Raw genomic sequence first — 25,015 nt, 5'->3', positions numbered from 1 at the left:
GGGACGGGGCGCCCACTCGACGGAAGAGTGCCGTGGGACGGGTGAGACCAATGGGACGGGGCGCCCACTCGACGGAAGAGTGCCGTGGGGCAGATGGGGCGGGTGGGACTCTGCGCTCACTCGAGGTGAGGGGGAACGCGAAGGGGCCGGGCCCCGCTGGTGCGGTGCCCGGCCCTGTGGCCGATCTCGAGGGTCGCTCAGGCGGAGACGACCTCGAACTTGATGGTCGCGGCGACATCGGCGTGCAGGCGAACGGTTGCCTCGTACGAGCCAACCGACTTGATGGCCTGCTTCACCTCGATCTTGCGCTTGTCGAGCTCGGGGCCACCGGCGGCCTTGACGGCCGCGGCGATGTCGCCGTTGCTGACGGCCCCGAAGAGGCGACCGGACTGGCCGGCCTTGGCGGGGACCGTGACGGACGTCGCCTCGAGCCGGCCCTTGATGCCCTTGGCCTGGTCGAGGTCGTTGATCGCGCGAGCGGCGCGGCCCTTGGTCAGTGCGTCGACCTGCTTCTGGCCACCCTTGGTCCACGGCGTGGCAAGCCCGCGAGGCAGCAGGAAGTTGCGGGCGTAGCCGTCCTTGACCTCGACGACGTCACCGGCGGCACCGAGGCCGGAGACCTCGTGCGTGAGAATGAGCTTCATTGGGGTTCTCCTTCAGTCTCGAGCGGAGGCTCAGCGAGCCGAGCTCGAGTAGGGCAGCAGGGCCATCTCACGGGCGTTCTTGACGGCCGTGGCGATGAGACGCTGCTCCTGAACGGACACACCGGTCACCCGACGAGCGCGGATCTTGCCGCGGTCGGAGATGAACTTGCGCAGCAGCGCGGTGTCCTTGTAGTCGATGTTCTCGACCTTCGCCGCCTTCAGCGGGTTGGCCTTCTTCTTGGGCTTGCGCACAACGGGCTTTGCCATCGTGGTGCTCTCCTTCAGGATGAGAGCCCGGGGTTCGAGCCCCGGGATGGGTTCTTCATGTGGTTGGTATGCCGCTCAGCCGGGCTGGGCGGCGAGTGCTGACCTGCTCGATCGGGTCGGATCAGAACGGCGGCTCGTCGTAGCTGGGAGCCTGCCCCCAGCCACCCTGACCGCCACCTGCGGGCTGACCGCCACCCGCGGGCTGTCCGCCGGCCGCGGGCTGACCGCCACCGGCGGGCTGTCCCCAGCCGCCCTGGTTGCCACCTTGGTTGCCACCTTGGTTGCCACCCTGGCCGCCGGTCGCCCACGGGTCGTCCTGCCCGCCGCCGCTCCAGCCGCCCTGGTTGCCACCCTGGCCGCCACCGAAGCCGCCGCCACCGCCCCGCTGGGTCTTGTTGACCTTCGCGGTCGCGCTGCGCAGCGACGGGCCGATCTCGTCCACGTCCATCTCGACGACGGTGCGCTTCTCGCCTTCCTTCGTCTCGTAGGACCGGGACTTCAGGCGACCGGACACGATGACCCGCATGCCTCGCTGGAGCGACTCGGCGACATTCTCCGCCGCATCACGCCACACCGAGCAGCGCATGAACAGCGTCTCGCTGTCCTTCCACTCGTTGGTCTGGCGGTCGAACTGCCGAGGCGTCGAAGCCACGGTGAAGTTCGCGACAGCTGCCCCCGACGGCGTGAAGCGCAGCTCGGGGTCGGCGGTCAGGTTGCCGATGATCGTGATGACGGTGTCGCCTGCCATGAGTGGCTCCGTTCAGTCCTGCGTTGGGTGATCGTGCCGAGGTGACCGCGCCGACGGGCTCGGGCCTGCCGGAGTGATCGAGGTGATCGAGGTGATCGTGTCGATCCGGGACGCGGTCAGGCGCCCGGACGGAGCAGCTTGGTGCGCATGATCGACTCGCTGAGGTTCAGCTGACGGTCGAGCTCCTGCGCGGTGGCCGGCTCAGCGGTGAAGTTGACGACGGCGTAGATGCCCTCGGACTTCTTCTTGATGTCGTAGGCCAGACGACGACGGCCCCAGACGTCGACGTTGTCGACCGTGCCACCGTCGTTCTTCACCACGGCGAGGAACTTGTCCATCGTGGTGCCGACGGTGCGCTCCTCGGTCTCCGGGTCCAGGATGACCATGAGTTCGTACTGACGCATGCTTCTAACCCACCTCCTCTGGTCTCAGCGGTCGCGGGTCTTTCCCGTGACAGGAGGGTTGCAAAACGTCCCGCCGGGCCCCAGCCTCGCAGACGCCACCGACTCTCGGCCGGTTTCGTCCACAGGCAGGCGCACGGCGAACCCGCCAAGACTACCGGTCGCGGCCGGGTCCGATGAAATCGGCGCGGCACCCGGGACCGCCGCTCAGCTGCGGGTGACCCGCTGACGCATCGCCAGCATCGTGCTCAGCCAGTCGGCATACTCCTGCTGGGCTGCCACCCACAGTGTCGCTCCCTCGTTGAAACGCGCGGGGTCGGCCTCAGCGTAGGCATCCCCGATCAGCCGGGCCGCGACGAGCTCCTCACCGATGACGTTCGCAAGAAGCTGGTGTGCGGCGAGCAGCGCCGGGTCCCTGACCGCGCGCTGCGCAACCGCGTTACGCAAGCCTTCCAGCGGATCGATCACCTCGGCCTGCACGCGAGCCGCGAGCGCCGGCAGGTCGGTCGTCGGGGACCCGACGATGTCGGCCAGGGCGGTGCGGACGCCGATGAGGCGCCGCCCGACGTCGGGCACGAACCCCGAGAGGTATGCCGTCACCTCGGCATCCGCGCCCACCGTCGAGCGGGCGGTGTCCCCCGTGTCGCCGAGGCGCTGGCGCACCATCGCCGCCATGGCCGCCTCGTCGAACCGTGGCGCCACGACATCTCGAGCGGCAACCACTGCCTGCGCGAGGCCGGCCGCGAGCACCGCCGCCAGTGCGAGCACAGCGAGGGTGCGGCGCCGCCGCGCGGCCGGCGTGGACCGATCACGAACAGCACGCTCGTTCTCACGCGACTCCTCGGGCTCGGCGCGGCGGACCGGCCGTCCACCGACCAGCAGCGCGGAACCGAGGACGGCCAAGAGCAGGCCCAGACCGATGGCCGGACGCAGGCTCACCATCACGAACTCGACCGTGATCGCGCCGCCATAGGACCAGTTGACGATGACGAACCCGAGGGCTGCGACGGTCGAGGCGACGAGGCCGGACACCAGCCCGAGGGCGATGCCCACGAAGCCCCAGCGGATCCGGGACACGACCATCGCGACGAGGCCGGCCGTCCCGAACACCCACACGTAGGCGTAGTACCGCTGTTCGAGAACCTGCTGGTCAGGTGCCGGTCCGGCGAGAGCGCGGTAGAGCCAGATCGACGCCGCTGCGAACCCGCCCGTCGTGAGGCCGATGAGGCCGGCGACCGCGACATCGCGCGCAGACGTAGGAGCAGCCCAGTGGGGCGCCTCGGGGTGGGTCGAACCGAAGGCCGACGCCGTCACGAACGCGGGCTCGGCGTCGACCCCGCCGCCCGGGACCTCTCGCGTCGACGAACTGGCAGGGGCCTGCTTCTCGAGGAGCCAGTCCGGTGGCGCGGCAGGCACCCGTTGCAGACGGGACCCGGCGAACGCGATGGCTGCCACCGCCACCGCCAGGACCAGCGCTCCCCAGCCGACGGCCAACGGCACGACGATCGTCACCGTCGCCGCCGAGCCGAGCATCCAGCCGCCCAGGTCCAGAGCCTGGGTCAGGGTCGTCGCTGCCCAGAGCACCAGGACGAAGGCGAGCGTCGAGAGGAGGACGCAGAGAGCGGCATACGTGCGACGGCCGACGGACGGGGCGACGGCGGTCGCCAGCTCCCCGAGCGCGGCGACGACGACCGTCGCGCCCGCGGACGCGAGCGCCGACACGAGCACCACCCACGGATGGTCGAGCCCCGTGACCGTGCTCCCGCCGACCTGCCCGAGCGACGCATACCCGCCGAGCGCATGGCCGACGAACACCCCGCCGGCGAGCCGCAGGGCGTCGGGCCGCACCGAGGGGCTCGCACCAGCGCCCGGTGCAGTGACGCGGCACACCAGCGAGCGTCGCCACAGCCCGAGCCCGAGGGTGGTCCCGAGCATCGCACCGACGAGTGCGGTGCTGATGATGACGGTGTGCTCCCGGACCGACGGGAGCGTCGTGACGACCGAAACGAGCAGCGGCACTACCAGGGCGGCCAGGAACGCCGCCGTCAGCCCGTCGAGGACGGACAGCCGAGTGGCACGGGATGGGTCGGCGAGCGTGGCACGACGCTCGGCAGGGTCGGGGTGGTACGCGAGCGATCGTCGCCACCGAGGCAGCGGCCTGGGTCGGACCCGGTCCAGGAGCAGGGCCAGCGACTCGCGCTGCGCCGGGCTGCCGGCGCTGTCGAGGTCGGCCTCGAACTCGCGACCTCTGAGGATCGCCGCCGCTGCCAGCGCGGTCACGGCGAGGAGAACTGCCGCCCGCCACAGGTAGGACGGCAGCAGCGAGAGGTCTCGCTCAGCGGCAGCCAGCACCACGGGAGCGACGAGGAGCGGGACGAGCGCCAGCCAGAACGAGCGAGCGGCCCAGGCCAGCACGACGTCGCCGCGGCGGACATGCGCCAGCTCGTGTCGGACGAGAGGCTCGAACATGCGAGCGTCCCGCGGACGGATGGCCACGGCCGTCGGGAGCACGATGCGGTACCGGCCGGGGAGGCCGTAGCTGAACGCATCCCGGGTCGACGGTGGGCCGACGAGGACCCGGGGGGAGTGACGGAGTCCGAGCTCAGCGCCCAGCTCGCCCACGCGTGGCGTCGCCATCGTCACCGCCGCACCATGGGCACGCAAGCGCCGTCGGCGCTCGATCACCGACGGCACTACGAGCGCCACCGCGACCCCCAGCAGAGCCGCCAGCAGGGCACCTCCGATCGCGAAGGCGGCCAGTGTGGTCTGGGCGGAGGCGACACACGCGAGGAACGACTGCTCCTCGAGCAGGCTGCCCTCGACATCGGTGGCGCTCGGCGACCGCTGCCCCGCGGAGCAGTCAGCCACCTGCTGGACCCAGTCGACACCGAGGGACGTCTCGTTGTGGAACCACGTCCCGACGAAGAGCCCGGCGCTGAGCAGCGCGCCGACCAGCACGAGGCTGCGCACCGCAGTCGGCGACGGTAGGGCGAGGACGCGAGGGCGCGTCAGCGGGTCGTCCATGGGCAGCGCCGCCGTGCCCGCCGTGCCCGTGGTGTCCGCCGTGTCCGCCGTGCCCGCCGGATAGGTCGATGGCGTCGAGACAGGGCTCTCGGGCCGGTCGACCGGACCGCTCGGGCTGGTGGACATCGCAACCTCCCTCAGAAGGAGGGCCTGCTGGCGGGTGAGAGCAGGAGAGTCAGCGGGCGACGACGAGGCCGCCCACGACCGCATCGGCCAGCAGCCTCGCCTGCTCGTCGACGAGGCCGAGGCTGCGCCCGCGCTCGAGGGCCACGTCGTGGATCTGGCGCGCCTGCTCGGTCGTGAGCGCGAGCGGCGCCTCGCCCTCCGAGGCGGCGGCTGTGGCCGCGGCGTCGGCCCGAGCGCCGGCCCCAGCGCCGGCCCCAGCGCCGGCCCCAGCGTCGGCACCAGCGCCGGCCCCAGCGTCGGCACCACCTCCCGCGGCCGGCTCCGGCAGGCGCAGGAGCCGTCGGACGAGCGGCGCGAGCACCGAGCGGCTGTCGGTGTGCACGGCGTCCGACACGAGGCCGACGATGAGCTGGATCACCGGCGTCGCCACGGCGAGGACGTAGGGCGTGAGCAGCGCGATGTCGATCCCGAAGCCGACCGGCTCGTCCCGGCCAGTCGGCCGCAGCGTCGCCGCGGGGTCGTCGAAGTAGTCCTCGGCGGTCTCGTCGAAGACGGGAAGCTCGTCGGGCGCAGCCTGGGCCAGCACCGACTGGGCCAGCGCACTGATGAGCGCGCGTTCCTCGGGCCGGGCCCGATCCGGTGCAGTGCTCATGTGCCTCACCCCCCAAGCTGCGGTCACGGCGAGGACCGCTCATCCAAGTATCCGCCCGGACTGCCTCCCGCTGCTGAACTTGATCCGGGAAGGTCGCCGGATCGGGCGCACCCGCGGCCGGCTCAGGTGAAGCGGACGATGAGAGCGTCGTCGGCGCCGGTCATCGGCCCGGCGAGGTCGTCGGGATCCGGCGCGGACCGCCCCCACCGCTCGCGCGCGCGCAGCCAGATCATCGCGACGAGCCAGAGCACGGCGACGACGCGAAGCATCGAGAAGAAGGCGTACCACGCGGCCGGCAGGCCCCGGTCGGGCACCGTCGTCGCGGCGATCGTCAGCCAGACCGCCACGAAGTTCAGTGACTCGGCCCCGGCCCAGATGAGATGGTCGCGCCACTGCATGGCGCACCACGCGATGAGCGGGACGAGCCACAGCGAGCTCTGCACCGTGAACGACTTGCCGGTGACGAGCACGAGTCCCACCATGACGAGCGAGACCTCGGCGATGGTCGGGCGGCGCGCCGACGACAGCGCGAGGACCGCCCCCGCGACGAGAGCGGCGATCCAGCCCACGACGGCCAAAGCCGTGACGACACCGTCGGGCAGCGGGTGGCCGGCCAGCTGAGGCAGCAGCCACGGGGAGCCGTACCCGGCTCCGGCCGACGCCCAGCCCTGGTACGCGGACCCGGCCGCGGCCGGGTTGAGCAGCCAGATCCCTGCGAGCAGGCCACCGAAGACGAGCAGCGCGTAGCCGACCGTCCGGGCGTACTCGCGAAGCCGCCCCGAGCGCAGGCTGAGCAGGCCGATGGCGACAAGGATGAGGACGGGGTAGGACCGTGCGCCGATGGCGAGCCCGAGGAAGACCCCGGCCAGCGTGGGGTTGCGTCTGGCCCAGGCCCACATGCCGGCGCTCGCCAGCACGACACCCAGCAGGTCGGCCGAGATGAACCCGGCGAGCGCCACGACGGGTGACAGGGCCACGTGCGCCGCAGTGATCGGCTCGCGGGCCGAGGACGAGACGAGCCAGATGATGACGAGGATGCCCAGCGTCAGCAGCACCGCCCACAGGGCGAAGAACCATGCCGCGCGGGCTCGCAGCGACCCGTCGGGCACGAGGCTTGCGACCGCGGTCAGCGCCAGTCCCGTCAGTGGGGGCTGCCCCGTCACCGGCGCCCCCTGACCACCCTGGAGGTATGCCGCCAGGCCGGCCTTGACGTTCGCGTCGCGGTACGCGGCCGGCAGGTCCGCGTAGCAGGCGTTCCAGAACTGGCCGTCCCCGGTGAACCCGGTGCGCAGGCAGGGCGCTCGCAGCAGGATGCCGAGCCCGACCGTGACGGCCGTGAGCACCGACAGCGTGGCGGCCGTCACCACCCACGGAAGCTCGCGCGCCGCGGCATACCGTCCGCGCGGGCCGCCGATGACCTCAGAGGCTGCGGTCACGACGGGGTCGCTCATCCTCGGGTCATCCTCCAGTCGACGGGGTCACCTCTACGGCCGGACTCACCCTAGCCTCCGAACCTCAGCCGCTCGGCGCGCCGCGACCGGGTTTGGTCGTCGTCGAGTCGGAGGGGAACGGCGGCAACGGGATCGACACCGTGGGCGGGTCGGTGACCGTCGGCGGCTGGGGCTTGCCGGTGCCGTTGGTCTTGGTCTCCGTCGGCTGCTGTGTCGTGGTCGTCGGCGACTGCGTGGTGGTCGTCGGCGGCGCGGTCGTGGTCGGCGGCAGCGTCGTGGTGGTCGTCGGCAGCTTGACCTTGTCGTCGCCGATGCCGGCCCGCTCCGGGAACGGGATGATGTCGGTGCCGTCCAGCGTCGGGCGCATGAAGTCGAGCCAGATGTTGGCCGGGATGGTCGACCCGTCCGGCATCGCGGACTCCGCCTCGGTCAGGGGCAGGCTGCTCTTGCCGTCGTCGGTGGGCTTGTACATCCCGACCGAGACCGCGAGCTGCGGGACGAAGCCGGTGAACCACTTCGAGCGGTTGTTCTCCGAGGTTCCGGTCTTGCCTGCGACGGGGCGGTCGCCCAGCCCCCCGGCAGCCAGCGAGCGGCCGATCTTCGTCGCGGTGCCGCCCTTCTTGACGGTGTAGGTCATGGCGTCGGTGGCGTCGGCGGTGACGTCCTTGTCGAAGGCGCGCTTCGTCTCGGGCTTGGCCTCGTAGCTGAAGCCGCCGGTCGTCGAGGTGACGCTCTTGACGATGTACGGGGTGCTGCGGATGCCCTGCGCCGCGATCGTCGAGTAGGCCGATGCCATGTCGATGACGTGCGGAGCCGCCGTGCCGAGGATGTTGGTCAGGTCGTTGTTGTTGATCGACGGCGTGGACACGGGGATCCCGGCGTCGATAGCCGCCTGGCGGGTCTGTTTGGGCCCGATCTGCTCGTTGAGGTTCACGAACGCGGTGTTGATCGAGCGGCCGATCATCCGGCGCATGTCGACCATGCCGTACGACACGTTGTTGAAGTTGTTGATCGTGGTGTCGGCGAACGTCTGGGGGGTGTCACCGTCGAACTGCGTCTTGGTGGAGATGCCCATGCGAAGCGCGGCCATGACACCGAAAGGCTTGAAGTTCGAGCCACCCTGCAGGATCGCCTGTGTGGCGGAGCTGAACTGGCTCTTGGCATAGTCGGCGCCGCCGTACATCGCGACAACCGCACCGTCGCCGGGGCGTATCGCGACCAGGCCGCCCTGGACCTTCTTGGGCAGGTTTTCCTTCATCGCAGCGATCGCCGCGTCCTGCGCCTTCTTGTCGATGGTGGTGGTGATGCGCAGGCCGCCGGCGTCGATGTCGCGGTCCGTGAGGCCGTTGGCGAGCAGCTCCTTCTTGACCTGCGCCGTGATGTAGCCGTTGGGGCCGGACGAGAACTTGTTGCTCTTGTACGGGAGGATCTTCGGCAGCGCGGTGTACTTGGCGCGCTCGGCCTGGGTGAGCCAGCCCTCGTCGACCATGCCGTTGAGGACATAGTTGAAACGCTTCTCGAGGTTGGCCTGGGCGCGGTCGCCGTTGGCGGGGTCATAGAGCGACGGGGCGTTGATGACCGAGGCGAGCACTGCGCCTTCTGGGACAGTGAGCTTGCTCACGTCCTTGCCGAAGTAGGCCTTCGATGCGCTCTGGATGCCGTACGCGCCGCGGCCGTAGTAGATGGTGTTGAGGTACTTCTCGAGGATCTCCGACTTGGTCAGCTGGCCGTCGATCTTCATCGCGATGAGGATCTCCTTGGCCTTGCGGGAGATCGTGCGGTCCTGGGTGAGGAAGTAGTTCTTGACGTACTGCTGGGTGATCGTCGAGCCACCCACCTGGGCCTCGCCGGTGACGCTCGTCTTGATCGCACGCAGGATGCCGCCGACCGAGATGCCGTTGTTCTGGTAGAAGGTCCGGTCCTCGGCGGCGATGTGCGCGTCCTGCACGAACTTCGGGACCTGCGACAGCTTCACCGACTCGCGGTTTCCGTCCTGCACCGCGATCCGGTCGAGCTCGGTCTTGCCGTCGGCGTAGTAGATGATCGACACCTGCCGGTTGGCGATGTCGTTGGGCTGCGGGATACCGATCTTGTTGTAGGCGATGATCACGCCGAGGACGCCGAGCACGAAGAGAGCGAGGCCGGTGATCGTGCCCCACTTGAGGGTGCCGATCACCCACTTGCGCCACCCGGTGCGACCTTCCTCGTCGTACCCGTCGTAGAAGTCGGTGCCGCCATCAGGGCCGCCACTGCCGTTGCCGCCCCCACGCCGGCGGCCCTTCTCCGCCGCGAGCTGGGCAGCACGGACGTCGTGCCTGCTCTGAGTCACTACCCTCTCCATTCACCGATTTGGCCCGAGAATCGTCCCGGGCCGCATATCAGTATGGCCCGGACCATGCCAAGACGACGAAACGAAGTCGGGGACGCACAAGTTCCGCACAGAACGGTCACAAACACGTTCACGCACCCGTGCAACCTGCGGGCGGGGACAACCGGTACCTGTCAGTGTGACGACGACAACGGACCCAGGCCCGGTGGCTGCACCGGCCCTGACCAGCCCTTGGACGGGAGGCGCAGTGGAGCGCGACGGCTTCGACGCCTTCGTGACCGCGCGTGCGAGCGCCCTGCTCCGAACGGCATACCTGCTCACCCGCGACCGGGCCCTCGCTGAGGACCTCGTGCAGACCTCGCTGGCCAAGGCGTGGTTCGCCTGGGGCCGGATCGAGGGCCAGCCGGACGCCTATGTCCGCAAGATCATGGTGAACACGTACTCGAGCTGGTGGCGGCGCCGGTGGAACGGCGAGGAGGCCACGGCCGACCTGCCCGAGGCCCCGGCCGGCGGCGGCCACGGCCCGGCAGCCGGCCGCGAGTCGAGGCGGGTCGAGGAGCGCACTGATCTGTGGCGCGCCCTCGGGCGGCTGCCCAAGCGACAGCGAGCCGTGGTCGTCCTTCGCTTCTACGAGGACCTGTCCGAGGCCGAGACCGCCGAGATCATGCAGTGCTCGGTCGGCACCGTGAAGAGCCAGGCGAGCCGAGCGCTCGCCAAGCTCCGGGTCGACCCGTCCCTGACCGACACCGTTGCGACGAGCGAGGAGAACGCGCGATGAACCTCACCGACCTGCGCGAGGAGCTGACCCTGCTCGCCGACGACGTCCAGCCCGCTCCGGCCGAGCTGTCAACCGGCGTGGCCCGCAAGGTCGCCCGGACCAAGCGCCGACGGGCCGTCGGCGCAGCCGCCGCGGCCTGCGCTGCCGTTGTGGTCGCCGGCGTCGCCGTGACCGGCTCGCTCGGTCGCCCTGCGGCGCCGGTCGCTCCGGCCGCGCGCGTGAGCAGCGGCCCGATGCTCGGAGCGGACGGTATGCCGTTCCGCGCGGTCCCGCAGTCGAGGGGTGACGTCGTGCGCGACGGCCTTCGCTACCGGGCGACCGTCGCAGACAACCACCTGGCCGTCGCGTCCATCGGCGAGCGAGGCCAGAGCTCGGTCACGCTGACCTGGACCCCGACGACCACGCGGATGGCCCTGACTGCCGACTGCTGGATGCCGGGTGTCGACGAGCGCACCGCGCAGCAGGCCTGGGCCTACTTCGTCCTCGACGGGCACCGGCTCTTCGGCTCCAGCTGCGCATCGGCCACTCCGAGCGGCGATCTGCCGTCGAGCACCGCGACGCCGGAGCCAGGCAAAGGCTGGCCGGAGCTGACGGTCGGCCGTCCGGTCACCGTGACGGTCGTCGTGGTGGACCAGAAGACCAACCAGCCCGTCAGCGCGCCGTCGCTGCGGGTGGCGGGTGCGGCATACGACCTCGGCGAGCAGGTGGAGGTCGTCGACCCGGCCACGGGGGCCGTTGTCGCTGAGCTTCCACGCGTGCGTGAGTACGGCGGCTACCTCTACCGGCTCGAGGGCCAGGTGTCGGTCGCGACGTTCACGCCGCGACAGTGGATCGTCGAAGCCACGCCGGCCAACGCACCGTTCCTCGTGACGTACGGCTCCGCGGGCGTGGGCGGCGGCGACGTCGGCACCGACCGGCTCAAGGGGCTGAGCTCGGACAGCGGCGCCAACTCCTCCGGGGGCCAGGCCACGATGCCGCAGCCGGCCGGCCCGGCCCACACGGTCGAGCTGGTGCACGACGGTCCGCTCCCTCGAAGCGGCGTGATGCTGCTGGCGATCTACACGCTCGTCCCCTGACCCGAGCTCCCTGGGCAACACACCCGGAAACCGCGAACCCGCCATGGTTGCAACTGCCACGGGTTGGCGGTTTCCGGGTGTGTTGCGCGTCGGGGCTCTACGGTGGGGCCCGTCGAAGTGATCACCGTGATGTATCGCGTCGATATATCTTGCGGTGTATGGTGATGCCGTGCCACGGACATCGCGACCCCCGAGCCGCCGTGCGGCGTTGCTCGAGTTCGCGATTCTCGGGGTGCTCCACGACGGCCCGCTCCACGGGTACGAGCTGCGCAAGCGGCTCACCACGGCCCTCGGTATCTTCCGCGCCCTGTCCTACGGCTCGCTCTACCCGGCCCTGCGCTCGCTCGTCGACGCCGGGCACATCCACGAGACGGAGGAGCAGCCGACCCGTGGCAGCAAGCGGCCCCGGATCACGTACGAGCTGACCGCGGACGGCAAGGAGCACTTCCAGGACCTCGTCGCCGCCTCCGGCCCGGACGCCTGGGACGACGACGACTTCGACGTGCGCTTCGCGTTCTTCTCGCGCACGGAGGCCCAGGTCCGGCTGCGCATCCTCGAAGGGCGCCGGTCGCGGCTGGAGGAGCGCCTGGCCAACATCCGCGACGCCTCGACCCGCAACCGCGAGCGCATGGACAGCTACACCCTCGCGCTGCAGCAGCACGGCGAGGAGCGCGCAGAGCGCGAGGTCCGCTGGCTCGAGGAGCTCATCGTCGCGGAGCGGCGGGCGGCTCTGGACCCCGGGCCCACGGCCTACGACGACCTCACCACGCCATCGAGCATCACCAAGCACGACTACACCACAGAAAACAAGGAGTGATCCATGGGATCCGTACGCGTCGCCATCGTCGGCGTCGGCAACTGCGCGAGCTCGCTCGTGCAGGGTGTCGAGTACTACAAGGACGCTGATGCGGCCGGCACCGTGCCGGGCCTCATGCACGTCGAGTTCGGCCCGTACCACGTCAGCGACGTCGAGTTCGTCGCCGCGTTCGACGTGGACGACAAGAAGGTCGGCAAGGACCTCGCCGAGGCGATCAACGCCTCGGAGAACAACACCATCAAGATCTGCGACGTCCCCACCAGCGGCGTCACGGTCCAGCGCGGCCACACACTCGACGGCCTCGGCAAGTACTACCGCCTGACCATCGACGAGTCGGCGGCAGAGCCGGTCGACATGGTCAAGGCGCTCAAGGACGCCAAGGCCGACGTGCTCGTCTCCTACCTGCCGGTGGGTTCCGAGGAGGCCGACAAGTACTACGCGCAGTGCGCCATCGACGCGGGCGTCGCCTTCGTCAACGCGCTGCCGGTGTTCATCGCGTCCGACCCGGAGTGGGCCGCGAAGTTCGAGGCGGCCGGCGTGCCGATCATCGGTGACGACATCAAGAGCCAGGTCGGCGCGACGATCACGCACCGCGTCATGGCCAAGCTGTTCGAGGACCGCGGCGTCGTGCTCGACCGGACGTACCAGCTCAACGTCGGCGGCAACATGGACTTCAAGAACATGCTCGAGCGCGAGCGTCTCGAGTCCAAGAAGGTCTCCAAGACGCAGGCCGTCACCTCGAACCTCACCGGCCCCCTCGCCGGCAAGAAGGACGACCGCAACGTCCACATCGGCCCGTCCGACTACGTCGCGTGGCTCGACGACCGCAAGTGGGCCTACGTCCGCCTCGAGGGTCGCGCCTTCGGTGACGTGCCGCTGAACCTCGAGTACAAGCTCGAGGTCTGGGACTCCCCCAACTCGGCTGGCATCATCATCGACGCGATCCGCGCGGCGAAGATCGCCAAGGACCGCGGCATCGGCGGCGCCCTGCTGTCGGCGTCGTCGTACCTCATGAAGTCCCCGCCGGAGCAGCGCGAGGACACGGTCGGCCGCGCCAAGCTCGAGGCCTTCATCCGCGGCGAGGAGCCCCGCTGACCCACCCCCGTTCGATGTATCCGCGCGCTGTATAGCCCGCGCGATCACATCGACTGAGGGTCACCGGGTGATCCGAGCACGTATGCCGCAGGGCCCGCTTCCACACGGAGGCGGGCCTTGCGGCTTGTCCGGTCACCGCCGGCGGCGGGACCGACATGTCCCACCGGGTCCCGGCGCTGGAGCTCGGCCTCACCGACGGCGGGGGCGCTGACGACCTGCTGCTTGCACCCGACCTCAGGCTGTGCGCCTGCAACCCGCTCGGCTGAACGGGCCCGCTGTCCCCGAGAGCGGGCCTGGCGGCATACGGCTACTTGAGGACGGACCCGGTCGTGGGCTGCTTGTCGCTCGGTGTCACGACGCACATGACGGAGCGGTCGGTCCGCCACGCGCGATCGGTGTTCGGGTAGAGGGTGACGAGGCTGACGTCGTCGAGACGATCCTCGGCCACCGCTGCGTCCGCCCGCGCGAGGCACAGCTGCTCCGCTTGGTCCGAGGCCTCATCCGCACCCGGGAAGGTACCAGGGGGCAGGGTCGTGACGAGGGCGAGCTGGGCCTCGTGAGGCTCTCGGCAAGGCCGCACGGTGACCCGCTCGATCGTGCCCTCCGTGATCCCGTCGAAGCAGTCGCCGGCCTGGAGCTGTCCGACCTCGACCTTGCCCGCAGCCGTGACCTGGCCACCGCTGTCTCGCTGCGGGGCGCGCCCCGCGCTGCTGGGGGTGGCGAACGCCCACAGGGCGATGATGAGCGCCACCCAGAGGCTCGCCAGAACGAGGCCGGCAATGGCGAGGCCGCGGCCCTTCTGGGTGCGCCCGTGCCGCTTCAGCTTTCGCAGGCTGATCAGGCTCAGAATGAACGCCGGCAGCACGAAACCCAGGAGGCCGCAGATGAAGGCCGCTATGGCGAGGCCGTTCGTGCCCGGATAGGAGTAGCGGGGAGCTTCGGAGAACGCGGTCCCCAGAGGCGGGGCAGGCGGCGGCGCTCCGCGCGAGTGCAGCGGCGCGGGCGGAAGAGTGGTTTGTGGTGCGGGTTGTGGGGTGCCTTGCGGCTGAGGCCAAGGCGGCGGAGGCGGCGGAGGCGTCATTGACTGTGGTGGCGGAGCTGGTGAGAACGAGCTCGGCGACTGGTCGTCGTTCACGGCGTGGAGCATTGCACGGTCGCGTGCCGTTTGGACGCTTTGGGGTGATTTCCCTTCGGCCACAGTTCCTTCGAGGTGATCTGACGCGTCCCGAAGCCGTCCGGCGACGCATGATCGACCGGGCTTCGCGTCACAACATTTGGACAGCCATAACCAGATGCATGGTCTTGCGGCCAGAATGACCCACAGACGAGGGCGTGACGTGCGCCCGACCGTGAGAGGACGACCCATGGCAACACCGCGACTGGGCGAGATCGCCCCCGACTTCGAGGCCGAGACCACGGAGGGCTCGATCTCGTTCCACGACTGGAAGGCCGACAGCTGGGCCGTGCTCTTCAGCCACCCGGCCGACTTCACGCCCGTCTGCACGACCGAGCTCGGGCGGGTTGCGGCCCTTGACGGGGAGTGGACCCGCCGTAACGTCAAGGTGCTCGCGGTGTCGGTCGACCCGATCGACCGCCACGAGGAGTGGAAGGGCGACATCGAGGAGGTGGGCGGCGCCGCCGTGACCTACCCGATCATCGCCGACGACTCGCGCCAGGTGTCCGAGCTCTACGACATGATCCACCCCGGTGAGGGTGACACCTCGAGCGTCCGCTCGGTCTTCGTCATCGACCCGGCCAACAAGGTCCGCCTCTCGCTGACCTACCCCAAGAGCGTCGGTCGCAACTTCGACGAGATCCTCCGGGCGGTCGACGCGCTGCAGCTGACCGACAGCGGCCCCTACTCGACGCCGGCCGACTGGCGCGAAGGCCAGAAGGTCATCGTCGCGCCGACCATCTCGACCGCTGACGCGCGGGAGCGCTTCGGCCACGACGCCGTCGATGAGGTCAAGCCCTACCTCCGCTTCACCACCGCCTCCGCCTGAGGAGTCCCAGCCGTATGCCGGAGGGTGCGTTCCGCTGGAACGCACCCTCCGGCATACCTCGCCACTTCCTAGACCAAGAGCACCGGTCGGCCGCCGTGCGTCGGCGCGTTCCCGTCGGCCGTTGCTTTCACATCGGTCCAGGCCTGCTTCGCGCTCTTGCCGCTCATCGCCATGTGGTTAGCGATGAGACCGGCGACGATGGGCGTGGCGAAGGACGTGCCGCTCCACTTGACCCGCTGGTTGGAGACGACGATGCTCGGCGCCGGCCCGGGCGCAGGCGGAATCGGCTTCATCGGCGGCTCCTGATAGAAGTACGCCCGGTTCTGGAAGGCGTTGACGATGTCGGTGCCGCGGGTGAACACGTCAATCCACGTGCCGGAGTTGCTGTAGCCGGCGATCTGCTGATTGGCATCGAGTGCGCCCACGCCGATGGGGCCTGGGAGACTGGCCGGTTCGAACATGCCCCCGCCCGGGTTGTTGCCGGCGGCACACACGAGAATGGTTTCGGAGTTCTTGAGCTCGTTCTCGTAGAAGACTGCCATGGGGGAGAGCCCGTTCTGCATTCCAGCGGGGACCGTCACGCCCGCAGACATGCTGATGATGTCGGGCCTCGGAGCGGAGTTGAAGACCTGACGCAGGAGAACGACGAGATCACTCTCGATCTGCCCGCCATTGGTGAAGAAGAACGGGTGGACGTGGATCTGGACGCTCGGTGCCATGCTCGCGAGAACTCCGGCGACGAACAGGCCGTGCCCGGCATAGTGACCCAGGAACCCCGTCTGCTCAGGGTTGCCTGTGACGTTCGCCATCCACGGCCACGGGCTCAGGCTGATGGGGTTTGGGCTGGCGCCGTTGCGCGGCAGCCCCGTGTCGATCACGGCGACGTGGACTTCCCGAACCGGCAGCGGGCCGCGGGTTCCTCCGTTGGGCGGTTGCGGGACAAGAGCGACGGTGGCGCTCGTCTCGGGCTCCGTGGCGGGGCAGGCGCTTGACGCGGCGAGGTGCAGGATCCGGTCGAAACGGGCACGGTCGGTACCGGTGGCGTTCTGGACATCGGCACGGGCCTGCGCAGCCGTCTTGCCGGGCGGCAGCGCGATGCGGGCAACGCCAGTCACCGGGCGGGTCACGGCATTGGGGCCGACCCCGAGCGCGGTGAGCACACCGCCCAGCGTGTTGTCATCCGCCGCTAGGACCTGGCCGTCCGCATACATGAACTCGGTTGTCGGCGACGGGCCTCCCGGCGGGTGGCACTCCGCCTTGGGGAAGAACGAGGCACTCATCAGCTCGATCTGCTTCTGGTACCGCGCCGCGGCCAGCGCTGCTTGCCCTGGCACCCACCATTCTGGATTGACCACGATTTCCTCCTAGCTGGTTGAAACATGAATGAAATTGACTGGGGCTAAAGAGGTTTCAGCGAATGAGGGGTTCATCCACAGGGGGCATGGCCACGCCCAGGCTTCGAGCCGAGGCTGGCCTGCCCGTACGCGCTCGCGCGCCGGCAGCCCTTTCAGCGGGGCCAGCCGCTGGGTTCGGCGGTCTCATCGTGCGCGCGGCTGTCATCATCGTGCTGGGACATGTATCCGTCTTCCGGGGTATGGAGGAGCGATCATGAAGCCAGACGCGACGCTGCGCCGACCTGATACCACGTCCTCGGCAGCCCGCAGCAGGCCCCCGTCCGTTACGGCGGTCCGGCTTTGAGCTCCGGGCCGGTCGAGTCCCTGCTTCCACTGGCAATATCCCAGCCCAGTGCGGCTCTTGCGCTGGCTTCGGCAATACTCGAGGAAACGACCGACCCTTACGCTCTTTCCAATGCGCACCAGTCGATGGCGATAGTCCTGCGCGACCGAGGACAAAGCACGGATGCTGTCTCGCACGGCTTTGCCGCGCTGCGTTACGCCAGACGCGTGAGCAGTGAGCGGCAGGCCGAGGTCCTTGCCACCTTGGGCGTCACGCTCGCCTACGCGGGCCGGTCCACGGAAGCCCTTCGCCGACTCGATGAGGCCCTGCCGCTCACCTCGGCGAAAGAGCTTCCGCGACTCTATGTACGCCGCGCCCACATTCTGACGATGCTCGCTCGATACGAGGAGGCGCTTCAGTACGCGAACGAGGCCATCACGGGAAGCCACTTCCTCAGAGACGTGCTCTGGGAGGGACGAGCACTCAACAACCGTTGCGAGATCCTGCTGGCCCTGGGCCATCCCGAGGCCGTCGAGGCAGACGCCATCCGGGCCGAGCAGCTGCTGATGAGCATCGGTCAGGAGTTCGAGGCGGCACAGGCGATCCACAACCGCGCACTGGCGGCGCACGAACGGGGTGACCTGCCCGCCGCGCTCGAGCTGCTCGACGAGGCGACAGCCCGCTACCGGCGACTCGGCAACGTGCGCCATGACGTTGCCATCGACCGGATCGAGGCCCTGCTCACCGCCGGGCTGGCCCAGGAGGCCCGGAGCCTCGGCGACCGGACTCTCGGCCAGCCCGACCTGGCTCCAGTCCGTCGCGCCGAGCTGCTCCTCGTCACGGCCAAGGCTGCCCTGGCGAGCGCGGATACGGATGCGGCCGAACGCTCTGCGAGCGAGGCGGCCCGCCTCTTCGACGCCCAGCTACGCCCGGCATGGGCCGGTCGCGCCCGGCTCCTTCGCCTCCGAGCCCGGTTCATCTCCCACCACCCTGAGCTCGTCCCATGGATGGCGCCCGAGGGTGAGTTCACGGGGGGAGCACAGCGCACCTCTCCAGCAGAGACTCGGCGTCTGTTGCGCGAAGCCACCAACCTGGTCGACTCGCTGCGTGACTCAGGGAGTCCAGAACTACCAGTTGCCCTGCTGCTCCACGGCAGGCTTGCGCGGGACGCCGGGCTCGATGCCGAGGCCGAGGTGAGTCTGGTCGATGCGGCGGCCTCGCGTCGTTCAGGCCCACCCCTGTCGAGGGCAGCCGGCTGGCTCGCCGCCGCGCACCTCGCCCAGCATCGGCGGGATCGCCGGGCGCTCTACCTCGCCTGCCGTCGTGGTCTCGACGCCGTCGACGAGTACCGCAACATCCTCGGCGACATGGAGTTGCGCGCCCTCGCGAGCGGGCACGGGCTCGAGTTCTTCCAGCTCGCGGTTGCCCAGGCCGTCAGGTCGAACCGCCCTAGGGAACTTCTGTGGTGGGCCGAGCGGTGGCGGGCGGCAGCACTCAAGGGCCAAGGGACGCGGCCGAAGGACCCCGAGCTGCGAAGCGCCCTGGCGTCCCTCCGGGACGTGAACCGCAGACTCGACGCCATCGACGACGACCAGAGCCGCGCAGCCCTGATCCGCGAGCAAGCCCGGCAGGAGAACACGATCCGCCGCGCCCTGCAGCACCTGCACGGCGAAGGCACCGGCCAGGCTTGGGGCGCCGCTGGCCTCGATCTGGACGCGGTCTTCGCCGAGCTCGGTGACGCCGGTGCCCTGGTCACCGTCGTGCGGGTCGGCACCGTGCTGCACCTTCTCGTCGCGGCGCACCGTCGTGTGCGGCATACGGTGGTGGGCGAGTTCGCCTCGGCGTCCCGGGAGTCCGAGTTCGCGCGATTCGCACTCAGGCGAGCGGCATACGGCCGGGCCGTCGATCTCGAGAGGACGGGGTCGCAGCTGCAGGCGGCACTGCTGGGGTCGGGCTTCTCGCTGCCCCCCGGAACGCGGTATGCCGTCCTGGTCCCGCCGGCGCAGCTGCTGACCGCCCCGTGGGGGCTGCTGCCCGCCTTCCGTGACGCCGTCCTCACCGTCAGCCCCTCGGTCAGCCAGTGGATCCGCGCCCGGCGGCGGCCGGACGGCGCCGAGGGCCATGTCGCACTCGTCACCGGACCGAACCTCACGACCCGCGAGGCCGAGGTCACGAACCTGCGCCGGATCCACCGGCGTGCCAAGGTGCTTCGTGCGGACCAGGCGACAGCGAGCGCCGCGCTCGAGGTGCTCGACGGGGCACTGCTCGGCCATATCGCCGCGCACGGCACGTTCCGCGCGGACGCGCCGCTGTTCTCATCCCTCCAGCTCGCGGACGGCCCGCTCACGGTCCATGACCTGCAGCAGCTCGAGCGGCCCCCGGCGTCCCTCGTGCTGTCGGCCTGCGACTCCGGTGGAGCCGCCCCGATCGGTCCGTTCGAGGCGGTCGGTCTGGTGTCGAGCCTGCTCGCGATGGGCACCTGCTCGGTGCTCGCCAGTGTGGTCCCGGTCAACGACCAGGCCTGTCTTCCCGTCATGGCCGACGTCCACACAGTCGTGGGTCGCGCCGGCGGGACCGTCGCAGAGGGCTGGCTCGCCGCACGCCGAGCCGCCGCCGGCGACCACCTGGCCTCTGCGACGGCAGCCTCGTTCACCGCCTGGGGAGCCTAGGCCCCGCGACCCACGGACCCGGACCTGCATGGCAGCGCCGGGACGGCTCAGAAGTCGGAAACGGGCCGCGCTCGGCGAGTGAGGAGGTGGGCGTAGCGGCATACGAGGAAGGCCAGCGCGAGCGCAATGCTGACGTCGGCGCGCCTCGCGAACGCGGCAACCACATCACCGCCTCTTGCCCCGAGGAGGTAGAGGAACAGGACGGCGAACGTCGCCACGGCCATCTCGGCATAGGCCGGAACCACCTGTGCCGCAAGCAGACCCAGCCCACCGAACGCCATCGCCGCGGTGAGCCCTGGCGCGTCGCCTGTTACGGCGCATGCGACGACCAGCAGGGCGCCCGTGACACCCAGGGTCGCCGCCTCGAGGGCCACCTGCCTTGAGAGCGGCGCGAGCCGCTCATAGGCCGCCAGCGTGCGCTGCCCCGACGTCGCGGCGGCGATGCCGTAAGCCCCCGCGAGGACGTACCCCGTGGGGATCGCGTGCATCCCGATGGGGAGCAGGACCTCGTCGATCGCGACCGTCAGCATCGTGCCCGCCGCGACCAGCGCCGCGGCGACGGTCAGCCGCCTGCTGTAGGCGAAGACCCGCCACCAGCTAGCGAGCCGAGGTGGGAAGCGTTGCTGCGAAAGAGTCATCGGCGGTGCAGGCCTTCATCCGGGAGTAGACGTCACGGGCGAACCGGTCCTGCTCGTCCGTCGACGTGGACGCCACCCAGCGAGCCAGCTTGGGGTCTCCGAGCGCCAGGTCCGTTGACGGCTGGATGCGGTTCGCGATCCAGGTGGACATCCAGTAGCGAACGACGGCCCCCGTGTTGGTGGAGCCGTCGCTGTAGTAGTCGGCGCAGTTCGCCGGCGTCGACAGGGACTGAGCGACGTCGCTGAGCCTCGGTGGGGTGACGTTGATGAGACCACCTTCCCCGACGACGACGCCGAAGCCGGCGAACTTCGCGTCGTCCCGTCCTGGGAGCTGGCGAAACTCGGATGGCAGGCTCAGTCCGGAGACGCCCGGCGATCGCGACGCGACGTGCATGGCGGAGGCCCATTCGGCGAGGTATGCCGTGTTGCCGTCGAGGAGGCACACGCGCGGTGCCGTGCCGGCACAGCTCCACGTCGGTCGCGCGACGTACGGGTCTTCGAGGGCGCCGAAGGCGTGGCATGCCCGGGCCGCGAGCACCGCGCCCACGACCCCAGCGCACGCGGCTGCTGCGGCCGGCGCCGACAGGGACCGACCAGATCCGCGGCGCGGGAGCATCACGCACAGCGCCACCAGGGTCACCGCGAGCATCAGCTGCAAGGCGAGCTGCGCGAACAGGGCCGCGGGGCTCACGACAAGACCGGCTATCGAGCCGGTCGAGGCCCCGGGCACCAGCACGTCGGGGACGGCGGGCGGCTTCGGGAGGATCTCGACGGCATACATCGTCGGCACTGCAAGCGGCACGGCCACCCAGGGTCGGAACAGCCGGCCCAGGAGCATCCCGACCCCGGCCACGACGGCGAGCTGGCCGACGCCGAGCAGGGCGAACCAGGGCTGGAGCAGGTCCGTCGGCGCACGGGTGGCGCTCACCGCGAGCAGGACCAGCGCGTGCACGCAGAACACCAGCACGGCCGGTGCCAGGACCGTCAGCCACGTGGCGACGAGGTGACGTGGGAGCTCGCCGGTCGCGACGAAGGTGCGCTCCGCCCCACGCCACCTCGCCGTCTCCATCGCGGCGACACCGGCGACCGCGGGCCCGAGGAGGATGACGAGCCCGGTGGCCCAGTTGACGGTCCATCCCCACTCGCCGACCCAGTAGGCCGGCCTGGCGAGGGTGTAGACCAGCGCGACGACGGCATAGATGACCAGCGCGACCGCGGACAGCCGGGTGCGAAGCCGTCGACCCACGGCCCGGACCAGCCTCACTGCACGCCCACGATCTTCACGAGCTCGCCGGTGACGGCGGCCTCGTCGGGCGGGGCGTCGACATCCCAGGACCAGAGCGCCGCCACCCGACCGCGGTGCAGGACGACGACCTCCTCGGCGAGGCCCAGCAGGTCGGCGAGGATGTGCGTGCTGATGAGCACGTGCTGCGGCCCCGGCAGGTGGCCCACGAGGTCGAGCACGCGCTGGCGCTGGATCGGGTCAAGACCGGCGGTCGGTTCGTCCAGCAGGAGCACCTCCGGGGTCGCCAGCAGCGACTGCGCGATCTGCAGGCGCCGCTGCATGCCGCCGGACAGCTCGCCGATGCGCGAGCCACGCTGAGCCGCAAGGTCGACCGCCTCGAGCACGCCGCCCACCACATCGGCGGAAGGCGCGCGGACGCCTTTGAGCCAGGCGACATAGAGGAGGAAGTCCTCGACCCGCACTCCTGGCGGGAGGGTCAGCGCTTGGGGACAGTACGACGTGAGTCCGCGCGGCTCCACGGTCGCGGCGCGCGGGAGCCGAAGTCCGCCGGCGAGCAGCTCGAAGAGCGTGGTCTTGCCCGCTCCGTTCTCCCCCAGCACTCCGACGGTGCGCTTCGTGACGGAGAACGCGACGTCGGTGAGGGCGGGCTTCGAGCGGTATGAGTAGCTCAGGTCAGAGACAGTCAGCATCGAGGTCTTCCTGGGTGCCCGGGCCGCGCGACACCGCGCGGCCCGGGTCCCGGGGTCGTGAGGGTCAGTACGAGAAGTACGGCTGGGCCTTGGCGTCGGAGCAGGGATCCGGCTGGAAGGCGCGCTCCTTGCAGATCTCCGTGTCCACCGAGCGGACGCCGTGCGCGTCACCGTGCAGCGTCCGCGCGTCCCAGTCGTAGACCCAGCTCGACGAGCTGGTGTAGGCGCTCTGCCAGCTGCCGCCCCACGCCACCCTGCCGTCATCCTGGTACCAGCTGTAGCCGGTGTTGTCGGTGTAGACGCGGTCGGTGCCCGAGGTTCTCCTGAAGTGCGAGCCCAAGCGGGCCTGCGTGTTCGACTCGTTCCAGAACGCACCGTAGGCCTGGCCGAAGGCGCTCGTGATGGTGCCCCAGGACTGTCCGGACACCCACCACGCGTTGGCCGTGGTGGCTGCGAGCGTCGTGCCGGTCGCCGCAGCGACCAGGGTGGCGACGAGGCGGCGGCGCCAGCCGCGATGAGCTGAGTTCATGCTTTCTCCTGTGGTCGGGGGGCTCAGCGAAACCTCCGGGCCGACCATATGACGGGAAACATGAGTTTGGCTAGTTTGTGTGGCGTCTTTGGGGCGTGTGTCGCGATTCTCGTTCCAGCCAGTCGCAGAACCGTCGGTCTTTGCAGGTCGCCGCACGCACGGCATACCGCCCGACATAGTCGCTCGGCGTACTCGCTCGGCGAGCCGTCGCGCCCGGCCTCGGCCGGGAGCGATGCCCAGGATCAGTCGACGTCGAACCAGGTCGTCGTCATGACCCGCTCGCCGGAGTGCTCGAGCACGAGCCGGGCCAGGCCCAGCGGCACGCGCTCGAACGTGAACCGGCCGCCATCGAGATCCACGGTCGTCGACGACGACTTCGTCTCCAGGGTCATCTGGTGATCGGCCAGGTCGGGATGCTCCCGGTCGTCCACGACGCCGATGGCTCGCGCGAAGTCGCCACGGCTCGTCGCCTCGACCTCGATCGACACCGACCCGTGCTCGAAGACGTGCAGCCGGCTCGACCCTTGGTCGCCGCGCGAAGCGCGCACGCTGGCTCCAGACAGCTCGTCCGTCGCCATGGTCATGAGGATCGCGTCGGCGTGGTGCAGGGCGAACGCCGCCTTGCCCAGCTCGATGACGTCCTCGGGCACGGGGTCCACGACGTCTGCGATCGCCCGGAGGTGGTCGAGCATGGCCTCGTCGTCAGGGTGCAGCTCGTCACCAGCCATCACGACTCACCTCCCTCGTCAAACGGATAGTCGGACTCGCGGAGCATTCTCCGGAGCTTGTCGAGGCAGCGCATCCGCGTCGGCCCGATCGAGCCGACCGACATCGACAGTGCCTCCGAGACCGCACGGTAGTTCGGCCGGTCGCACGACATGAGGATCCGAAGAAGCCTCTGACACGACTCCGACAGTCGTCGGAACTGCGTCCACAGCGCGCGGTCACGTTCGCTGTCGAGCAGCGCCGTATCAAGCGCCTCCGCCTCTTCGTCCACCACGCGCTCGGCGACGTCCTCGTCGCGCACGAGGTGCTCGCGGCCCTGGCGACGCAGCATCGTGAGTGCCTCGTTGCGGGCCGTCGTGGCAAGCCAGCCAGGTAGGGCCTCGGGCTTCTGGATCGTGTGCAGCCGGTCGGTGAGGCGCAGCCAGGTGTTCTGTACGACGTCGGCCGCGTCTTCGTGGTTGAGCCGGTGGGCTCGCGCGATCCCCCAGAGCAGTGAGGAGAAGTTGGTGACCAAGGCGTTCCACGCCTTCTGGTCTCCGCACGAGGCGGCGGCGAGCAGCGCCCTGAGGTCACTTGGCTCGCCCATACCCCGCCCCTTCTCCGGGTGCTCATTTTAGGGCTCACAAGGGATAGACGCCTTTCCAACGGCGTAGATACATCGAGGGCGAGCATGGTGCGGCGCCCACTCGCCCACTCGAGTGGCCAGCTCGACATGCCGGCCCCGCCGCCGGGATGTATCAGAGTGACCACTGGACGCTCGAGCGGTCGTTTTGATACCGGTCAGGCGAATCGGGGGGTGTGATCCAGGCCACACCCCCCGACGCGGCCGGGGCCGGTCTCGCTGGTCAGCTCGACGAGGTCGACTTCTGCGACTCGGCGTTGGACTTGCACTTCTTGCCCATCGCGTCGAGCTTGTCACCGGCCGCGGAGACGACCTGGCGCTGGCCGTTCCAGTCGCTCTGGAAGCGATCCGCGTCGGAGCCACCCCAGTTGCTCTTGATGGTGGAGACCGCGCTGTTCACCGCCTCGACGATCCCGTCGAGCTCGCCCTTGTAGCCGATCAGCTTGTCGCCGGACGCCGACACCGCGTCGGCGTTCATGCCCTTCTTGTAGACGGCCATCTCTTCGTTCCCCTTCGAAAGTCGTGGTCAGTACTGCGACGAGGTCTCGCGCTGCTGCTGGACCTCGCGGTCGATCGTGGTCTTCATCTCGGTGAGCAGCTTCTGCGCCTTCTGGAGCTCGGGACGATGCGTGCCGCTCCACTCCTGCTCGAACTGCTTGGAGTCGTCGCCCTGCCAGTTCTGCTTGAGCGACTCGACCTCCTGGTCGACCTTCGTGATCAGCTTCTGGATCGCCTCGGCCTGCTGCTGCAGGACGTTGCCCTGGGCGTTGACCTCGTCGTCGTTCATGCCGAGCCAAGTCATGACCTT

Annotated in this window: 24 protein-coding genes; 6 read left to right on the top strand and 18 right to left on the bottom strand. The window is 69.8% G+C overall.

Annotation, left to right across the window (positions count from 1 at the left end; all coding sequences use genetic code 11):
- Nucleotides 1–197: 197 nt before the first annotated feature.
- The 8 genes from rplI to ACYVLP_RS13950 form a co-directional block, all read right to left on the bottom strand.
- Nucleotides 198–644, bottom strand: coding sequence for a 50S ribosomal protein L9 (rplI, locus tag ACYVLP_RS13985; protein WP_460627952.1), 447 nt, complete (start codon nucleotides 642–644; stop codon nucleotides 198–200).
- 30 nt (nucleotides 645–674) lie between these two features.
- Nucleotides 675–911, bottom strand: coding sequence for a 30S ribosomal protein S18 (rpsR, locus tag ACYVLP_RS13980; protein ID WP_013494395.1), 237 nt, complete (start codon nucleotides 909–911; stop codon nucleotides 675–677).
- 121 nt (nucleotides 912–1,032) lie between these two features.
- Nucleotides 1,033–1,659 (bottom strand): single-stranded DNA-binding protein, encoded by a 627-nt coding sequence (locus tag ACYVLP_RS13975; RefSeq protein ID WP_460627951.1) that lies wholly within the window; start codon nucleotides 1,657–1,659, stop codon nucleotides 1,033–1,035.
- A 116-nt stretch (nucleotides 1,660–1,775) separates the two neighbouring features.
- The gene (rpsF, locus tag ACYVLP_RS13970; protein ID WP_452270336.1) at nucleotides 1,776–2,063 is read right to left on the bottom strand and encodes a 30S ribosomal protein S6; all 288 of its coding nucleotides are present in this window, start codon (nucleotides 2,061–2,063) and stop codon (nucleotides 1,776–1,778) included.
- A 204-nt stretch (nucleotides 2,064–2,267) separates the two neighbouring features.
- The gene (locus ACYVLP_RS13965) at nucleotides 2,268–5,210 is read right to left on the bottom strand and encodes a M48 family metalloprotease (protein ID WP_460627950.1); all 2,943 of its coding nucleotides are present in this window, start codon (nucleotides 5,208–5,210) and stop codon (nucleotides 2,268–2,270) included.
- Between the two features lie 49 nt (nucleotides 5,211–5,259).
- Nucleotides 5,260–5,862, bottom strand: coding sequence for a hypothetical protein (locus tag ACYVLP_RS13960; RefSeq protein ID WP_460627949.1), 603 nt, complete (start codon nucleotides 5,860–5,862; stop codon nucleotides 5,260–5,262).
- 122 nt (nucleotides 5,863–5,984) lie between these two features.
- Entirely contained in the window at nucleotides 5,985–7,313 is a 1,329-nt protein-coding gene (locus tag ACYVLP_RS13955; RefSeq protein WP_460627948.1) for a glycosyltransferase 87 family protein, read from the bottom strand.
- Between the two features lie 64 nt (nucleotides 7,314–7,377).
- Nucleotides 7,378–9,642, bottom strand: a complete 2,265-nt coding sequence (locus ACYVLP_RS13950) for a transglycosylase domain-containing protein (RefSeq protein ID WP_460627947.1) — start codon at nucleotides 9,640–9,642, stop codon at nucleotides 7,378–7,380.
- A gap of 205 nt (nucleotides 9,643–9,847) precedes the next feature.
- Here ACYVLP_RS13950 and ACYVLP_RS13945 point away from each other — a divergent pair, with 205 nt between their 5' ends.
- The 4 genes from ACYVLP_RS13945 (at nucleotide 9,848) to ACYVLP_RS13930 (ending at nucleotide 13,408) form a co-directional block, all read left to right on the top strand.
- Nucleotides 9,848–10,420: a SigE family RNA polymerase sigma factor gene (locus ACYVLP_RS13945; RefSeq protein ID WP_460627946.1), complete on the top strand. Its 573-nt coding sequence runs from the start codon at nucleotides 9,848–9,850 to the stop codon at nucleotides 10,418–10,420.
- Nucleotides 10,417–11,496, top strand: coding sequence for a hypothetical protein (locus tag ACYVLP_RS13940; protein ID WP_460627945.1), 1,080 nt, complete (start codon nucleotides 10,417–10,419; stop codon nucleotides 11,494–11,496). The genes ACYVLP_RS13945 and ACYVLP_RS13940 overlap by 4 nt, the downstream gene beginning before the upstream one ends.
- A 169-nt stretch (nucleotides 11,497–11,665) precedes the next feature.
- Nucleotides 11,666–12,313 (top strand): PadR family transcriptional regulator, encoded by a 648-nt coding sequence (locus tag ACYVLP_RS13935; RefSeq protein WP_460627944.1) that lies wholly within the window; start codon nucleotides 11,666–11,668, stop codon nucleotides 12,311–12,313.
- A gap of 3 nt (nucleotides 12,314–12,316) precedes the next feature.
- The gene (locus tag ACYVLP_RS13930) at nucleotides 12,317–13,408 is read left to right on the top strand and encodes an inositol-3-phosphate synthase (protein ID WP_460627943.1); all 1,092 of its coding nucleotides are present in this window, start codon (nucleotides 12,317–12,319) and stop codon (nucleotides 13,406–13,408) included.
- A gap of 307 nt (nucleotides 13,409–13,715) precedes the next feature.
- Here the strand turns inward: ACYVLP_RS13930 and ACYVLP_RS13925 are convergent, their stop codons facing one another.
- Entirely contained in the window at nucleotides 13,716–14,489 is a 774-nt protein-coding gene (locus ACYVLP_RS13925; RefSeq protein WP_460628148.1) for a DUF4190 domain-containing protein, read from the bottom strand.
- A 283-nt stretch (nucleotides 14,490–14,772) separates the two neighbouring features.
- On the opposite strand from ACYVLP_RS13925, the gene ACYVLP_RS13920 reads away from it, so the two are divergent.
- The gene (locus ACYVLP_RS13920; protein WP_452270325.1) at nucleotides 14,773–15,411 is read left to right on the top strand and encodes a peroxiredoxin; all 639 of its coding nucleotides are present in this window, start codon (nucleotides 14,773–14,775) and stop codon (nucleotides 15,409–15,411) included.
- A gap of 68 nt (nucleotides 15,412–15,479) precedes the next feature.
- On the opposite strand, the gene ACYVLP_RS13915 is transcribed toward ACYVLP_RS13920, so the two are convergent.
- Complete coding sequence (locus ACYVLP_RS13915) at nucleotides 15,480–16,766, bottom strand: S8 family peptidase (protein ID WP_460627942.1); 1,287 nt, start codon at nucleotides 16,764–16,766, stop codon at nucleotides 15,480–15,482.
- A gap of 549 nt (nucleotides 16,767–17,315) precedes the next feature.
- Between ACYVLP_RS13915 and ACYVLP_RS13910 the strand changes: the two genes are divergently transcribed.
- Entirely contained in the window at nucleotides 17,316–19,757 is a 2,442-nt protein-coding gene (locus ACYVLP_RS13910; protein WP_460627941.1) for a CHAT domain-containing protein, read from the top strand.
- 47 nt (nucleotides 19,758–19,804) lie between these two features.
- On the opposite strand, the gene ACYVLP_RS13905 is transcribed toward ACYVLP_RS13910, so the two are convergent.
- The 8 genes from ACYVLP_RS13905 to ACYVLP_RS13870 all read right to left on the bottom strand — a co-directional run bounded on the left by ACYVLP_RS13905 (nucleotide 19,805) and on the right by ACYVLP_RS13870 (nucleotide 25,009).
- The gene (locus ACYVLP_RS13905) at nucleotides 19,805–20,395 is read right to left on the bottom strand and encodes a hypothetical protein (protein ID WP_460627940.1); all 591 of its coding nucleotides are present in this window, start codon (nucleotides 20,393–20,395) and stop codon (nucleotides 19,805–19,807) included.
- A complete protein-coding gene (locus ACYVLP_RS13900) occupies nucleotides 20,355–21,641 on the bottom strand; it encodes a hypothetical protein (protein ID WP_460627939.1) in 1,287 nt (428 codons plus the stop codon). Before ACYVLP_RS13900 ends, ACYVLP_RS13905 begins: the two co-directional genes overlap by 41 nt.
- 14 nt (nucleotides 21,642–21,655) lie before the next feature.
- On the bottom strand, nucleotides 21,656–22,330 hold the full coding sequence (locus tag ACYVLP_RS13895; RefSeq protein WP_460627938.1) for an ABC transporter ATP-binding protein: 675 nt from the start codon (nucleotides 22,328–22,330) through the stop codon (nucleotides 21,656–21,658).
- Between the two features lie 64 nt (nucleotides 22,331–22,394).
- Entirely contained in the window at nucleotides 22,395–22,859 is a 465-nt protein-coding gene (locus ACYVLP_RS13890) for a hypothetical protein (RefSeq protein WP_460627937.1), read from the bottom strand.
- A 242-nt stretch (nucleotides 22,860–23,101) separates the two neighbouring features.
- On the bottom strand, nucleotides 23,102–23,587 hold the full coding sequence (locus ACYVLP_RS13885) for a carboxypeptidase regulatory-like domain-containing protein (RefSeq protein ID WP_460627936.1): 486 nt from the start codon (nucleotides 23,585–23,587) through the stop codon (nucleotides 23,102–23,104).
- Entirely contained in the window at nucleotides 23,587–24,171 is a 585-nt protein-coding gene (locus ACYVLP_RS13880; RefSeq protein ID WP_460627935.1) for an RNA polymerase sigma factor, read from the bottom strand. The genes ACYVLP_RS13885 and ACYVLP_RS13880 overlap by 1 nt, the downstream gene beginning before the upstream one ends.
- Nucleotides 24,172–24,430: 259 nt before the next feature.
- A complete protein-coding gene (locus ACYVLP_RS13875; RefSeq protein WP_460627934.1) occupies nucleotides 24,431–24,706 on the bottom strand; it encodes a WXG100 family type VII secretion target in 276 nt (91 codons plus the stop codon).
- A 27-nt stretch (nucleotides 24,707–24,733) separates the two neighbouring features.
- Nucleotides 24,734–25,009 carry a WXG100 family type VII secretion target gene (locus ACYVLP_RS13870; protein ID WP_452270317.1) on the bottom strand — a complete coding sequence of 92 codons (276 nt, stop codon included), beginning with the start codon at nucleotides 25,007–25,009 and terminating at the stop codon, nucleotides 24,734–24,736.
- Nucleotides 25,010–25,015 lie beyond the last annotated feature (6 nt).

Source organism: Intrasporangium mesophilum, assembly GCF_054783095.1.
Note: the sequence above shows the minus strand (reverse complement) of the source record. Positions and strands in the feature narration are given on the sequence as shown.